Annotated in this window: 13 protein-coding genes and 1 pseudogene; 11 read left to right on the top strand and 3 right to left on the bottom strand. The window is 60.4% G+C overall.

Going from position 1 to position 12,906, the window contains the following annotated elements; all coding sequences use genetic code 11:
• Positions 1 to 2: 2 nt before the first annotated feature.
• Complete coding sequence (locus AC3Z8Y_RS10850) at positions 3 to 1,163, bottom strand: PilT/PilU family type 4a pilus ATPase (protein WP_490089683.1); 1,161 nt, start codon at positions 1,161 to 1,163, stop codon at positions 3 to 5.
• Between the two features lie 508 nt (positions 1,164 to 1,671).
• On the opposite strand from AC3Z8Y_RS10850, the gene AC3Z8Y_RS10845 reads away from it, so the two are divergent.
• Positions 1,672 to 3,399, top strand: coding sequence for a PAS domain-containing hybrid sensor histidine kinase/response regulator (locus tag AC3Z8Y_RS10845; RefSeq protein WP_490089977.1), 1,728 nt, complete (start codon positions 1,672 to 1,674; stop codon positions 3,397 to 3,399).
• 66 nt (positions 3,400 to 3,465) lie between these two features.
• Positions 3,466 to 3,741, top strand: coding sequence for a peptidylprolyl isomerase (locus AC3Z8Y_RS10840; RefSeq protein WP_225773972.1), 276 nt, complete (start codon positions 3,466 to 3,468; stop codon positions 3,739 to 3,741).
• 51 nt (positions 3,742 to 3,792) lie between these two features.
• On the opposite strand, the gene AC3Z8Y_RS10835 is transcribed toward AC3Z8Y_RS10840, so the two are convergent.
• The gene (locus tag AC3Z8Y_RS10835; RefSeq protein ID WP_181111939.1) at positions 3,793 to 4,065 is read right to left on the bottom strand and encodes a DUF1652 domain-containing protein; all 273 of its coding nucleotides are present in this window, start codon (positions 4,063 to 4,065) and stop codon (positions 3,793 to 3,795) included.
• Positions 4,066 to 4,406: 341 nt separating this feature from the next.
• On the opposite strand from AC3Z8Y_RS10835, the gene ku reads away from it, so the two are divergent.
• From ku to AC3Z8Y_RS10805, 6 genes are all read left to right on the top strand, one after another.
• The gene (gene ku, locus AC3Z8Y_RS10830) at positions 4,407 to 5,291 is read left to right on the top strand and encodes a non-homologous end joining protein Ku (RefSeq protein WP_490089682.1); all 885 of its coding nucleotides are present in this window, start codon (positions 4,407 to 4,409) and stop codon (positions 5,289 to 5,291) included.
• A gap of 130 nt (positions 5,292 to 5,421) precedes the next feature.
• A complete protein-coding gene (locus AC3Z8Y_RS10825) occupies positions 5,422 to 5,688 on the top strand; it encodes a hypothetical protein (RefSeq protein WP_490089681.1) in 267 nt (88 codons plus the stop codon).
• Between the two features lie 203 nt (positions 5,689 to 5,891).
• On the top strand, positions 5,892 to 6,257 hold the full coding sequence (locus tag AC3Z8Y_RS10820; RefSeq protein ID WP_490089680.1) for a response regulator: 366 nt from the start codon (positions 5,892 to 5,894) through the stop codon (positions 6,255 to 6,257).
• Positions 6,258 to 6,500: 243 nt separating this feature from the next.
• Positions 6,501 to 7,484, top strand: a complete 984-nt coding sequence (locus AC3Z8Y_RS10815; RefSeq protein ID WP_181111935.1) for a TRAP transporter substrate-binding protein — start codon at positions 6,501 to 6,503, stop codon at positions 7,482 to 7,484.
• A 60-nt stretch (positions 7,485 to 7,544) separates the two neighbouring features.
• Complete coding sequence (locus AC3Z8Y_RS10810) at positions 7,545 to 8,072, top strand: TRAP transporter small permease (protein ID WP_490089679.1); 528 nt, start codon at positions 7,545 to 7,547, stop codon at positions 8,070 to 8,072.
• The gene (locus AC3Z8Y_RS10805; protein ID WP_490089678.1) at positions 8,073 to 9,353 is read left to right on the top strand and encodes a TRAP transporter large permease; all 1,281 of its coding nucleotides are present in this window, start codon (positions 8,073 to 8,075) and stop codon (positions 9,351 to 9,353) included.
• A 114-nt stretch (positions 9,354 to 9,467) separates the two neighbouring features.
• Here the strand turns inward: AC3Z8Y_RS10805 and AC3Z8Y_RS10800 are convergent, their stop codons facing one another.
• The gene (locus AC3Z8Y_RS10800; RefSeq protein WP_181111932.1) at positions 9,468 to 9,707 is read right to left on the bottom strand and encodes a hypothetical protein; all 240 of its coding nucleotides are present in this window, start codon (positions 9,705 to 9,707) and stop codon (positions 9,468 to 9,470) included.
• Positions 9,708 to 9,807: 100 nt separating this feature from the next.
• On the opposite strand from AC3Z8Y_RS10800, the pseudogene AC3Z8Y_RS10795 reads away from it, so the two are divergent.
• The 3 genes and pseudogenes from AC3Z8Y_RS10795 to AC3Z8Y_RS10785 all read left to right on the top strand — a co-directional run.
• A pseudogene (locus tag AC3Z8Y_RS10795) lies at positions 9,808 to 10,021 on the top strand (hypothetical protein); the annotation flags it as partial.
• Between the two features lie 5 nt (positions 10,022 to 10,026).
• Positions 10,027 to 11,613, top strand: coding sequence for an ABC-F family ATPase (locus AC3Z8Y_RS10790; protein WP_490089677.1), 1,587 nt, complete (start codon positions 10,027 to 10,029; stop codon positions 11,611 to 11,613).
• Positions 11,614 to 11,708: 95 nt separating this feature from the next.
• A complete protein-coding gene (locus AC3Z8Y_RS10785; RefSeq protein WP_490089676.1) occupies positions 11,709 to 12,905 on the top strand; it encodes an MFS transporter in 1,197 nt (398 codons plus the stop codon).
• Position 12,906: the final 1 nt, after the last annotated feature.

The following is a 12,906-nucleotide window of genomic DNA, read 5'->3' as shown; positions in this document are numbered from 1 at the left end:
GCTCAGCGATGGCCGTCCTCGTCACTTACCAGGCCCCAATCCGGTTTGCCCGGCCGCGCCGCACCCATAGGGGCTGCCGGCGCGGTACTGCGCTCAGCCGGATTGTCGCGCTGCAATTTGAGGCGCAGGCGCAAGTTGTTGGCCGAGTCGGCGTTCTTCAGGGCTTCTTCTTCGCTGATGGCCCCTTCAACGACCAGATCGAACAGCGCCATGTCAAAGGTACGCATGCCCAGGTTGACTGATTTTTCCATGATCCCCTTCAATTCGCCGAATTCGCTGCGGTGGATCAGGTCTCGAATGGTCGGCGTGCCCAGCATGACCTCCACGGCGGCACGCCGCTTTCCATCCACGGTTTTCACCAGCCGCTGCGACACGAAGGCCTGGAGGTTGTTGCCCAGGTCCTGGAGCAATTGCGGCCGCCGTTCTTCGGGGAAAAAGTTGATGATCCGGTCCAGTGCCTGGTTGGCGTTGTTGGCGTGAAGGGTGGATATCGCCAGGTGGCCAGTGTCGGCGAAGGCCAGCGCGTGCTCCATGGTTTCGCGGTCACGGATTTCCCCGATCAGGATCACATCGGGCGCCTGGCGCAGCGTGTTTTTCAAGGCAGCGCGGAAACTGCGCGTGTCTACGCCCACCTCGCGCTGGTTCACGATGCACTTCTTGTGACGGTGGATATACTCCACGGGATCTTCGATAGTAATGATGTGGCCACTGCTGGTACGGTTGCGGTGGTCGATCAGGGCCGCGAGGGACGTGGATTTACCCGACCCCGTCGCGCCAATGAACAGTACCAGGCCATGCTTGCGCAGGATCACATCCAGCAGTACGGGGGGCAGCTTGAGGTCGTCGAACAGTGGGATGTCGAGTTTGATGTTGCGCGCTACGAGGGAAACCTCGTTGCGTTGTTTGAAAATGTTCACCCTGAAGCGGCCCACGCCGGGCAACGACAGCGCCAGGTTCATTTCCAGCTCTCGCTCGAAGTCCGTTCGCTGCTCGGCATCCATGATGCTTGCCGCGATCTGGGCCACTTCCCCGGGCTTCAGCGCTTCGGCAGCGACGGGCCGCAGCACCCCGTTGAACTTGGCGCACGGTGGCGCGCCGGTGGAAAGGTACAGGTCGGAACCGTCCTGGGTGGCAAGCAGTTTGAGCAGGGCCGGGAGATCCATGAATGCAGTCCGCCAATAATACGTTGGAATCAATGAGCGCCAAGGCGCATAGCTTGGCTGGGAAAGGCCTTGTGGTGCAAATCGAATGGCAAGCAAAGGTAAGCCGATGACAGTTACCAAACCGGCGACCACGCTGGTACCTCACAGCGCAGCGCGCCTGGAGCAACTGTCGCAATGCCCACCGGCGCTGCACATGGCGGTAGACATCGCACTGAATCTGCCAGTGCCCACCGCTGTCCTTTGGGGCGTACACCATCAATTGATCGCCAACCCCGGCCTGGTCTCGGCGCTGGGGCTGACCGCCCTGCGCCCCGGCCAAGCCCTGCGTGATCTGCTACCGGAGCCCGACTACCCCCTTGCTGCGGCGCTGCAGGCAGCCGGTGGGGGCGATCGCTCGGTGGTTTCGGGGCTCAAGCTCGCACCCAACGCATCCGTATCGGCCCATTTCAGCGCCCACCTTGCACCGGTGCGGGATGATAACGGCCTGGTGATCGGAATCTGGCTCACCATGCTCGCCGAGGCCTCCACCGGGGCCAGTGACGGTTTGCTCGCCGCTCGCCTTGCCGAACAACGGCGGGCTCATCAAGCCTCTGAAGAGCGGCTGAGGCTGGCCCTGGATGCGACCCACGCGGTGGGTACCTGGGACTGGTATATCCGCGAGGATCGGTTTATCGCCGATGCGCATTTTGCCTATATGCACAATGTCGAGCCTGTTCAGGAAGGCCAACGCCCGATCGGCGATTATCTCGCGGCGGTCCATCCCGAAGACCGCGTGTTCGTGGCGAGGCGGATAAAGGCCTGCATGCACGGCAGCGGAGAGTTCGCCGAGGAGTACCGCCTGCTTCAGGCCGATGGTGGCTGGCGCTGGGTGTTCGCGCGCGGGCGGTGTTTCCGTGACGATCACGGGCGCCCGGCCCGCTTCATTGGCGCGTCCATCGACATCACCGAACGCAAGCTGGCCGAACAGGCGCTGCGCGAACTCAACGAAACGCTCGAGCAACGCGTGGCCGAACGCACGCGGGCACTGATCGATGCCAATCGCCGACTTCTGGCCGAAGCGCAGGAACGTGAACGCGCCGAGGAGCTACTGCGCCATGCACAGAAGATGGAAGCCGTGGGGCAATTGACCGGCGGCATCGCTCACGACTTCAACAACATGCTCACCGGCATCATGGGGAGCCTGGACTTGATGAATCGCTACATCGCCAAAGGCCGCAGTGCAGAAATCGGCCGGTTCGCCGACGCCGCGTTGTCCTCGGCGCAGCGGGCAGCCGCCCTCACCCACCGCCTGCTCGCTTTTTCCCGCCGGCAGTCGCTGGACCGCCAGCGCATCGACCTCAACGCCTTGGTACTTTCGCTGGAAGACCTGCTGGCCCGCACTACCGGCGAACAGATCGAACTGCGCCTGGAGCTGGCAACGGAGGCGTGGCCGGTGCATACCGACCCCAATCAGCTCGAAAGCGCGCTGCTCAACCTGGTAATCAATGCCCGCGATGCCATGCCCGAGGGTGGGCGCCTGATTATCGCCAGCGGCAACCAGCTGATTGCCGACCCGCGTGAAAACCCGCCCATGGAGCCCGTCCGGCCCGGGCATTATGTGACCTTGTGCGTGAAAGACACCGGCAGCGGGATGTCAGCCTCCACCCGGGCCAAGGCGTTCGATCCGTTTTTCACTACAAAACCCACAGGGCAAGGCACCGGCCTGGGTTTGTCTATGATTTATGGCTTTGCCCAACAAAGCGGCGGGCATGTAAGCCTTGTGAGCGAGCTGGGCCAGGGGACTGAGGTGTGCCTGTATTTGCCGCGTTATCTGGAGCCACACGCCGCCCAGGCAACGCTCGAGGCTGAATGCATCCCGCCCTTGGCACAGGAGGGTGAAAGCGTGCTGGTGGTCGAGGACGATCCCGCTGTGCGCATGCTCATTCTTAACGTACTGGATGAACTGGGCTACCGCGGCCACCCGGCCGCCGATGCGGAAGTCGCCGTACCCCTGCTCGACTCTGCGTTGCGTATCGACCTCTTGGTGACCGACGTAGGCCTGCCGGGTATCAATGGCCGGCAGCTGGCCGAAATCGCCCGCAAGCGCCGCCCGGGGCTCAAGGTACTGTTCATGACCGGTTATATCGACAAGGCGGCAGACCGCGACACGTACCTGGAGGAAGGCATGGACATCGTGAGCAAACCGTTCACTCTGGAAATGCTTGCCAGCAAGGTGCGCCAGATGATCGGCGACTAGCGGGGTGGGCGCGCTGGCGTTCAGGCAGTACCATGCGCGCCCGATTCTGTTATTTCAGCACCTTCCATGAAAGCTCAGGCCCGTCACATTCTCGTTCGCACCGCCCAAGAGGCAGAAACCCTGCGCCAACGCCTGGCCAAGGGCGAGCCATTCGATGTACTGGCGCGCAAGCATTCCACCTGCCCCTCCGGAAAACGCGGCGGTGACCTCGGGGAGGTCCGCCCCGGTCAGATGGTGGGCGCGATTGACCAGATCATCTTTCGCAAAGCGCTCAAGGTAATCCACGGCCCGGTCAAAAGCCGCTTCGGCTATCACCTGGTGCAGGTGTTCTACCGGGATTAAAAAACCCGCACGGCCTGGGGCGGTGCGGGCTTCTTGACCAATCTTGCGGGATCAGAGGCTGGCGCTGGCTCGGCGGCGCTGCTCCACCTGATTCATCCCCTGCCGCGTGGACAGATCACGTCGAAGGCCGGCGATCAGGTTGGAGATCGCGCGGCTGCTGTTCAGCTCGCGGGTGTTGATACCGGTGACCATGAAATCCGGGCGGTCAGAGCCCTTTTCGAAAACCTTGACGGTGAGCGACTGATCCGGCCCCTGGGTGCATTGGCACCGCTGGGGAAGAAAGCTGCTTTCAATGATATTGCGTAGTTCAAGTGTGGACAGCATCGCGCCTCTCCCTCGTCACAGTTAGCGTCCCGAACGTTCGCCTGCAGGCTTCGGATTGAAGCCACATCGTCAGGTGACCGGTTCATCATGATCCGGCGTTTCAGAACTTTTAAAGGAAGAGCAGCTTTTGTGCCGCGTGTACTGCCGTCCGTCTGGCGTTCATTATCAATATGTTACGTTGATGTCTTGAGAAATAGCTAAAAAGCCACCATGCGAAATGCCCGAAAAGGTATCGCATTGAACTGCAAACTGCACGGTTGTGCACCGATGTGTGCACTGAACTTAGCCGTATACGCGTCGGTCCTTTAAGGATCTCCCCCGCTTAATAGCAGGTTTTTCCCATGCCCCGTGCTATCTGGAAAGGCGCCGTGAGTTTCGGCCTGGTTCATATCCCCGTTGCGCTGGTTTCGGCTACCGCCTCAAAAGGGGTGGACTTCGACTGGCTTGATAAGCGCAGCATGGACCCGGTGGGCTATAAGCGCATCAACAAGGTCAGCGGTGAGGAAATGGACCGCGAGAACATTGTAAAGGGCGTGCAATATGAGAAAGGCCGATACGTTGTGCTCAGTGAGGACGAAATCCGCGCCGCGCACCCGGTGTCGACACAGACCATAGAAATTTTCTCGTTTGTGGACAGTTCACAGATCCCCCTGCCAAATATTGACACGCCTTATTACCTCGCCCCTGACAAGCGCGGTGAGAAGGTGTATGCCTTGTTGCGGGAAACCCTGCGGCAGACCAACAAGGTGGCCCTCGCGCTGGTGGTTTTGCACACACGCCAGTACTTGTCCGCATTGATGCCTTTGGACGATGCCTTGGTATTGGTAAAACTTCGTTGGCCGGCGGAAGTGCGCAGCCTGGATACCTTGGAATTGAGCGCCGAAGCAAAGAAGGCAGAACTCAAGAAAGGCGAGCTGGAAATGGCCAAGCGGCTGGTGGAAGACATGAGCGGAGACTGGAGCCCGGACGACTATACCGATCAGTTCGAGGCCAAAATCATGGAACTGGTGGACCGCAAGGCCCACGAGGGCAAGATCGAAGAAGTGGAAACCGCCCAGGACACCGGCAAGCAAGGGGCGGACGTGATCGACCTTACCGAGTTGCTCAAGCGTAGCCTGGGCGGCAAAACGGCGCCGAAAGCGGCGGGGAAAGCCACCGAGGAAAAACCCGCGCCGGCCAAAGCGTCGAAGTCGCGTACTCCTCGCAAGTCCCGTAAAGCATCGTAAGGTTGAACCCGCCGCTGCGCTTCCGATTGTCGCCGGAACTTGCCAGCTTCTTCAGCCTTGCGGATGATGCCTTGGAGGCCTTGGCAAATGATCAAGGCCGGCCAGAATCGCAATGGAGGCGTCGCAGCAAATGAGCCTTGGCAAGACCGAACAGGACCTCAAGCGTGAACTTGAAAACATCGCCTCGGATTTGAAATGGTCTGCGGTAGAATTGAAGGGCATCGCGCAACGGCTCGAGCATAGCCACAACCAGCCGGATGCTCAGGCGCTGCTGCGCATGATCACAGTGTTCGAGCGTGGCGAAGCGCGGCTCAAGCGGTATGCCGAAGAGGTGCAGGCGGGCCATTTTGTAGCGGTTGCGGTGCAGCCCGCGCAGGGCGCCGACCTCTCGTCCTGAGCGAGGGATAGGGCCGCGATGTTTACATTATGGATACACACAATTGCGTAAGCGCGTGGAACCCTTAGGGTTTTTGCGGTCATAGGCTTGCGTGCCGGATTGGCCGAGCACACGTGCCAAGGCTGTCGGGCCAGGGGATGCTTATAGCCATGAGGGAATTTGAAGCTGTGACGCAAGTGCCATTAGCTGCAGAGCCTGCCCGAATGAAGGTACTGATTGCAGAAGACGACGAGCTACTGCGCTGGATTGCCGAAGAGGTGGTAGAGCAACTCGGGCTGGCCGTGGTCAGCTTCGAAAGTGCGGACGAGGCTATCACCTATATGCGGGCCCATCCCGATGAGGTGTCCATGGTGGTGACGGACTACATCATGCCGGGCACGCTGGATGGTTGGGAATTCGCCAAACAGGTGTGCAGAAAGTGGCCGGATGTGCCCGTTATTCTCACCACCGGCTCGGCCGGTGAAAGTGAAGGCAATATACGTTTCTTGCAAAAGCCTTGGCAGATCGGCGAACTCACAGACCTTATCCGCTCCGCAGTTGCTGCTATTCAGCGACGTCAGCAACGCTGATTGTCTCCTGACAGGCGGCCGCTCCTCCATCCCAGGTCTAATCTTTACTAAATGTTTCGTGGCGGACATGTCCGCCTACGAATACCCTCTTAGCAGCCCTCTTCCGGCTTTCGACCGACTTAAGTCGCGTTGACAAATGTTTTGACGCATGTCGATAATCTTCGAGACGTACGACAACGGATAACTGAGTCGTAAAGTCGCTGCACGCCCTGCTGACAAAAACAATAACGATCGGAGACATCCATGGACTTCAAACGCAAGCTGCTCACGGCGGCACTCCCTCTTGTTTTCTGCATGTCCACCGCGGCCATGGCAGAGGTCAAGATCAAGTTCGCTGAAGTGCACCCAGCCGGGTACCCGCCGGTTGTCGCAGAACAGGAGATGGGCAAGAAGCTCGAGGAGCAAAGCAAGGGCGAGATCAGCTTCAAGATGTTCGCGGGCGGCGTATTAGGCTCCGAGAAGGAAGTGGTTGAACAGGTGCAAGCCAACGCCATCCAGATGACTCGGGTAAGCCTGGGCATCGTCGGCCCGGTGGTCCCTGATGTGAACGTATTCAACCTTCCCTTCGTGTTCCGCGACCATGCACATATGCGCAAGGTGATCGACGGCGACATCGGCCAGGAAATTCTCGACAAGATCACCAACTCCGAATTCAACCTGGTGGCCCTGGCGTGGATGGATGGCGGTACGCGCAACCTCTATACCAAGAAGCCCGTGCGTGACATTGCCGACCTCAAGGGCATGAAGATCCGCGTTCAGGGCAACCCGGTGTTTATCGACACCATCAATGCCATGGGCGGTAACGGCATCGCCATGGCCACCGGCGAAATCTTCAGCGCGCTGCAAACCGGCGTGATAGACGGGGCTGAAAACAATCCGCCCACCATGCTCGAACACAACCACTACCAGAACGCCAAGTTCTACACCCTTACCCAGCACCTGATTTTGCCCGAGCCGGTAGTGATCTCCAAGGTCACCTGGAACAAGCTCAGCCCCGAACAGCAGGCGCTGGTCAAGAAGTTGGCCAAAGAGGCTCAGGCCGAAGAGCGCGTGTTGTGGGACAAGAAATCGGCGGACAGTGAAGCCAAGCTCAAGGCTGCCGGCGTGGAGTTCATCACGCTGACGCCAGAGCAGAAGAAAGCCTTCTACGACGCCACCGCCAGTGTGCGTGCCAAGTACGGCGCACCCTACGCGGACCTCATTTCTCGCATCGAAGCTGTTCAGTAAGGCTGCGGCCATTTAATGCCGAGCCAGCGGGCTTCACGCCCGCTGGCCGAGGGTGTGCGTATGAAAAACACAGTTTTACACATCAATGATGGGCTGTACCGCTTGTGCATCGGCATCGCGGGGCTGTCCATGCTCACCATGGCACTGATCATCCCGTGGGGCATTTTCGCTCGCTATGTGCTTGGCTCGGGATCGAGCTGGCCAGAGCCCACTGCCATTTTACTGATGGTGGTGTTCACGTTCTTCGGCGCCGCCGCGAGCTACCGTGCCGGTGCACACATGGCCGTAAACATGGCCACCGAGCGCATGCCCCCTGCCCTGCGCCATGGGGCGGCGGTACTTGTGCAGCTGCTGATGGCCCTGGTCTGCGTGTTCATGGCAGTGAAAGGCATGAAGCTGTGCCTCAACACCTGGAACCAATTTCTGGGGGAAATGCCCGGGCTGCGGGTGGGCATTTCCTACCTGCCGATCCCCATCGGCGGCGTACTCACCCTGGTTTTCGTGCTGGAACGGCTATTCCTTGGTGACCAAAGCCACCGCCGGGCCGTGCGTTTCGACCTGATCGAAGAAAGCGAAGAGGCTGCCTGAATGGACGCGTTTATCTTGCTGGGCAGTTTTATCTTTCTAATCGTGGTGGGCATGCCGGTTGCCTATGCCCTGGGCCTGGCGGCTTTGGTAGGGGCTTGGTGGATCGAGATCCCGTTTGATGCATTAATGATTCAAGTCGCTGGCGGCGTGAACAAGTTCTCTCTGCTGGCAATCCCATTCTTCGTGCTGGCCGGCGCCATCATGGCCGAAGGCGGTATGTCTCGCCGGCTGGTGGCGTTCGCCGGTGTGCTGGTGGGCTTCGTGCGCGGTGGCTTGTCGCTGGTGAACATAGTGGCGTCCACCTTCTTCGGTGCGATTTCCGGCTCCTCGGTGGCAGACACTGCATCGGTGGGTTCGGTACTGATCCCGGAAATGGAACGCAACGGCTACCCACGGGACTTTTCTACCGCAGTGACCGTCAGCGGCTCGGTACAAGCGCTGCTCACCCCGCCCAGCCACAACTCGGTGCTTTACTCGCTCGCTGCCGGCGGCACGGTGTCCATCGCCGCGTTGTTCATGGCAGGGATCGGCCCGGGCTTGTTGCTCAGTGCGGTGATGATGGTGCTGTGCATGATCTTCGCCCGCAAACGCAACTACCCCAAGGGCGAGGTCATTCCGCTACGCAAGGCCTTGAAAATTGCCGCTGAAGCCCTGTGGGGCATGATGGCGATGGTGATTATCCTGGGCGGGATCCTGTCCGGCGTGTTCACTGCCACCGAGTCCGCGGCGATCGCGGTGCTGTGGGCGTTCTTCGTCACCATGTTCATCTACCGGGACTACAAGTGGCGCGACCTGCCCAAATTGATGCACCGGGCCGTGCGAACCGTTTCCATCGTGATGATCCTGATCGGCTTTGCCGCCAGCTTCGGTTACATCCTGACGCTGATGGAAATTCCCACCAAGATCACCACCGCGTTCCTGACGCTGTCCGATAACCGCTACGTGATCCTGATGTGCATCAACGTGATGCTGCTGTTACTGGGCACGGTGATGGACATGGCGCCGCTGATCCTTATCCTTACCCCGATCCTGCTGCCAGTGATCGTGGGCATCGGCGTGGACCCGGTGCACTTCGGCATGATCATGCTGGTGAACCTGGGGATCGGCTTGATCACACCACCCGTTGGTGCGGTGCTCTTCGTGGGGGCGGCAGTAGGCAAAGTCACCATCGAAGCCACGGTGAAGGCGTTGCTGCCCTTCTATGTGGCGCTGTTCCTGGTGCTGATGGCGGTCACCTACATTCCAGCAATCTCGCTCTGGTTGCCTAGCGTAGTGCTGTAAACCGCCTGGCCCACACTCCTCTCAACCTTGCCTGTTGGCCCGGCGTGTATGCCGGGCCAGCGTGGCGAGGCTTGCACCTGCCCCCGTGCGATAGACTCAAGTAACCCGAACAGGCTAATGGTCCCGAAGGTGGACGAGGAATACGTCGAAATCCGCCTCCAGCCGCACCTGCACGCTCTCCACGCTGAACCCCGACACCCTGCTTCCCTGCTGAATCGAGATGCCTTTGCCAGGCTCTGGAATGTAGGCATCGCTATACCGGTCATAAACCCGCTCCAGCAACGTCGCCTGCCGGTACTCGGGGTTTGTCTCGATGCGGTATTCGTTATGGAAATAAATTATTTTTGTTCTCATGGCCGATGCTCCGCAGCATAGTGAGGTGAGGTTAGTACGTAAGGCCCGGCCCAACCAGTAACGGCCGACGTCCACTAGCCCCCAACACGCGCCGCACCGGTATGACTGCCGGCATACCTATGCCACAATATGCGCAATGTCTGGTCTCAACCCCCGCATTCACCGCCCCACAGCTCGGGCATAACGTGCAGATGCTCCCTTGGACTTATGCACGTTGAATCAAGCCCACGGACTGGCCGGAGCTGGAAAAACTCCTGATTGGTACCAGATTGGTACCAAGCGCAGAATCAACATCGCAAGTTACTGATAGGTAAGGCTCTTGATCTCCACCGCCAACATCACGATGCAGTTCGGCCCCAAGCCGCTGTTCGAGAACGTCTCGGTCAAATTCAACAACGGCAACCGCTACGGCCTCATCGGGGCGAACGGTTGTGGCAAGTCCACTTTCATGAAAATCCTTGGCGGCGACTTGGAGCCCAGCGGCGGCCAAGTGATGCTGGAGCCCAACGTGCGGCTCGGCAAGCTGCGTCAGGACCAGTTCGCCTACGAGGCCTGCACCGTGATCGACACCGTGATCATGGGCCATGAGCAGCTGTACAAGGTCAAGGCCGAGCGTGATCGCATCTATTCGTTGCCTGAAATGACCGAAGACGACGGCATGGCGGTCGCCGAGCTGGAAACCGAATTCGCGGAAATGGACGGCTACACGGCTGAATCCCGCGCCGGTGAACTGTTATTGGGCCTGGGCATTCCACTGGAGCAGCATTTCGGCCCCATGAGCGAAGTTGCCCCGGGTTGGAAGCTACGGGTATTGCTGGCCCAGTCCCTATTCTCGGACCCGGACGTGTTGTTGCTCGACGAACCGACCAACCACCTGGACATCAACACCATCCGCTGGCTGGAAACCATCCTCACGGCGCGTAACAGCACCATGGTGATCATTTCCCACGACCGTCACTTCCTCAACAGCGTCTGCACCCACATGGCGGACCTGGACTACGGCGAATTGCGCCTGTTCCCGGGCAACTATGATGAGTACATGACCGCCGCCACCCAGTCGCGCGAGCAACTGTTGGCGGACAACGCCAAGAAGAAAGCCCAGATCGCCGAGCTGCAGACCTTCGTCAGCCGCTTCTCGGCCAACGCCTCCAAGGCCAAGCAGGCTACCTCGCGCGCCAAGCAGATCGACAAGATCCAGTTGGCCGAGGTCAAGCCTTCCAGCCGTGTAAGCCCGTTCATCCGCTTCGAGCAGAACAAGAAGTTGCACCGCCAGGCCGTCACCCTGGACAACCTGACCAAGGGCTTCGACGGCAAGCGGCTGTTCGAGCGCCTGAGCCTGCAGGTCGAAGCCGGCGAGCGCGTGGCGATCATCGGCCCCAACGGCGCGGGCAAGACCACCCTGCTGCGCTTGCTGATGGGTGAGCTGCAGGCAGACAAGGGCAGCGTGAAGTGGACCGACAGTGCCGAACCGGGCTACTACGCCCAGGACCACGCCTCGGACTTCGAGCAGGACGCGACCTTGTTCGAGTGGATGGGCCAGTGGACGCAAGGCGGCGAGCAGCTGGTTCGTGGCACGCTCGGGCGTATGCTGTTCTCCAGCGACGAGATCAACAAGTCGGTGAAGGTGATCTCCGGGGGTGAACAGGGCCGCATGCTGTTCGGCAAGCTGATCCTGCAAAAGCCCAACGTGCTGGTAATGGACGAACCCACCAACCACCTGGACATGGAATCCATCGAAGCGCTGAACCTGGCGCTGGAAAACTACCCAGGCACCTTGCTGTTCGTGAGCCATGACCGCGAATTCGTGTCCTCGCTGGCCACGCGCATCATCGAGCTCACGCCTGAAGGCGTAGTGGACTTCAGCGGCACCTACGACGAGTACCTGCGCAGCCAGGGCGTGGTGTAACCGGCCCGCACCGGGCGAGAAAATCATTAGCCAGCTTTTAATTTTCTCGCCCGATGGCGATCATAGGTGTAGCCCCACTGCCCGCGAGCGCACCGATGACCACACCTTCGAGCACCCTCCCCCCGCGCTCCAGCGCCGTTACGCTGCAAATCCTGTCCATCGTGTTCTACACCTTCATCGCGTTCTTCTGCATCGGCTTACCGATCGCGGTACTGCCAGGCTACGTCCACGACGTACTGGGCCTGAACGCCGTGGTTGCGGGTGTGGTAATTGCCGCTCAGTATTTCGCCACCTTGCTGATCCGCCCGCTTGCTGGCCGGCTGGCCGATAGCCTGGGCACCAAACGCACCATCACCTATGGGCTGTACGCCATCGCCGGCAGCGGTGCCCTCACGTTGCTGGCCACGTTGCTGCATGAATGGAACACCCTGAGCCTGAGCGTGTTGCTGGTGGCGCGCCTGCTTCTGGGGGTGGGCCAGGGTATGGTGGGCGTTGGCACCAGCGCATGGGGCATCGGGCAAGTGGGGCCGGAGCATACGGCCAAGGTGATCTCCTGGAACGGCATCGCCTCCTACGGGGCGATTGCTGTCGGGGCGCCATTGGGCGTAGTGATGACCAGCGACCTGGGCTTCCACTCCCTGGGCATTGCCCTGTTCGCCCTCGCCGCGTTCGCGTTGTTCATGCTGCGCAAGCGCCCCTCGGTACCGGTAATACGCGGCGGCGAGCGCCTGCCGTTCTGGTCCGCGTTCGGCCGCGTGGCCCCCTACGGCTTGGGCTTGTGCCTGGCCTCGATCGGCTACGGCACCCTCACCACCTTCATTACCCTGTATTACCTGGAGCAGGGTTGGGCAGGCGCAGCGTTCTGCCTGACAGCCTTCGGGGCCTGTTTCATCCTCGCCCGATTGTTGTTCATCAATGCGATCAACCATTACGGCGGGTTCGCCGTGGCATTCGCTTGCCTTAGCGTCGAAACGGTCGGTTTTGTATTCCTGTGGCTGGCGCCTTCGCCCGTGTTCGCCCTGATCGGGGCCAGCCTGGCAGGGTTCGGCCTGTCGCTGGTATACCCGGCACTGGGCGTGCTGGCCATTGCTCAGGTACCCCCCGGCAGCCGCGGCTCGGGCCTCGGTGCGTTCGCGGTGTTCTTCGACATTGCTCTGGCCATTGCCGGGCCGCTGATGGGAGCGCTTGCGGCCACTGCCGGTTACGCGGCCATCTTCCTCTGCGCCTCAGGCCTGTCGGTAGTAGGGCTGGCACTGATTGGCTGGCTGTCGCGAGAAGGCAGCAGCCGCTGAG

The organism is Pseudomonas sp. 3MAES_34.3B, from assembly GCF_058145875.1.
Note: the sequence above shows the minus strand (reverse complement) of the source record. Positions and strands in the feature narration are given on the sequence as shown.

Coding starts and splice junctions, on each gene's coding strand:
- AC3Z8Y_RS10850 (WP_490089683.1), bottom strand. CDS start 1,163: ATGGATCTCCCGGCCCTGCTCAAACTGCTTGCCACCCAGGACGGTTCC.
- AC3Z8Y_RS10805 (WP_490089678.1), top strand. CDS start 8,073: ATGGACGCGTTTATCTTGCTGGGCAGTTTTATCTTTCTAATCGTGGTG.
- AC3Z8Y_RS10840 (WP_225773972.1), top strand. CDS start 3,466: ATGAAAGCTCAGGCCCGTCACATTCTCGTTCGCACCGCCCAAGAGGCA.
- AC3Z8Y_RS10825 (WP_490089681.1), top strand. CDS start 5,422: ATGAGCCTTGGCAAGACCGAACAGGACCTCAAGCGTGAACTTGAAAAC.
- AC3Z8Y_RS10815 (WP_181111935.1), top strand. CDS start 6,501: ATGGACTTCAAACGCAAGCTGCTCACGGCGGCACTCCCTCTTGTTTTC.
- AC3Z8Y_RS10845 (WP_490089977.1), top strand. CDS start 1,672: ATGCTCGCCGAGGCCTCCACCGGGGCCAGTGACGGTTTGCTCGCCGCT.
- AC3Z8Y_RS10835 (WP_181111939.1), bottom strand. CDS start 4,065: ATGCTGTCCACACTTGAACTACGCAATATCATTGAAAGCAGCTTTCTT.
- AC3Z8Y_RS10785 (WP_490089676.1), top strand. CDS start 11,709: ATGACCACACCTTCGAGCACCCTCCCCCCGCGCTCCAGCGCCGTTACG.
- AC3Z8Y_RS10800 (WP_181111932.1), bottom strand. CDS start 9,707: ATGAGAACAAAAATAATTTATTTCCATAACGAATACCGCATCGAGACA.
- AC3Z8Y_RS10820 (WP_490089680.1), top strand. CDS start 5,892: ATGAAGGTACTGATTGCAGAAGACGACGAGCTACTGCGCTGGATTGCC.
- AC3Z8Y_RS10810 (WP_490089679.1), top strand. CDS start 7,545: ATGAAAAACACAGTTTTACACATCAATGATGGGCTGTACCGCTTGTGC.
- ku (WP_490089682.1), top strand. CDS start 4,407: ATGCCCCGTGCTATCTGGAAAGGCGCCGTGAGTTTCGGCCTGGTTCAT.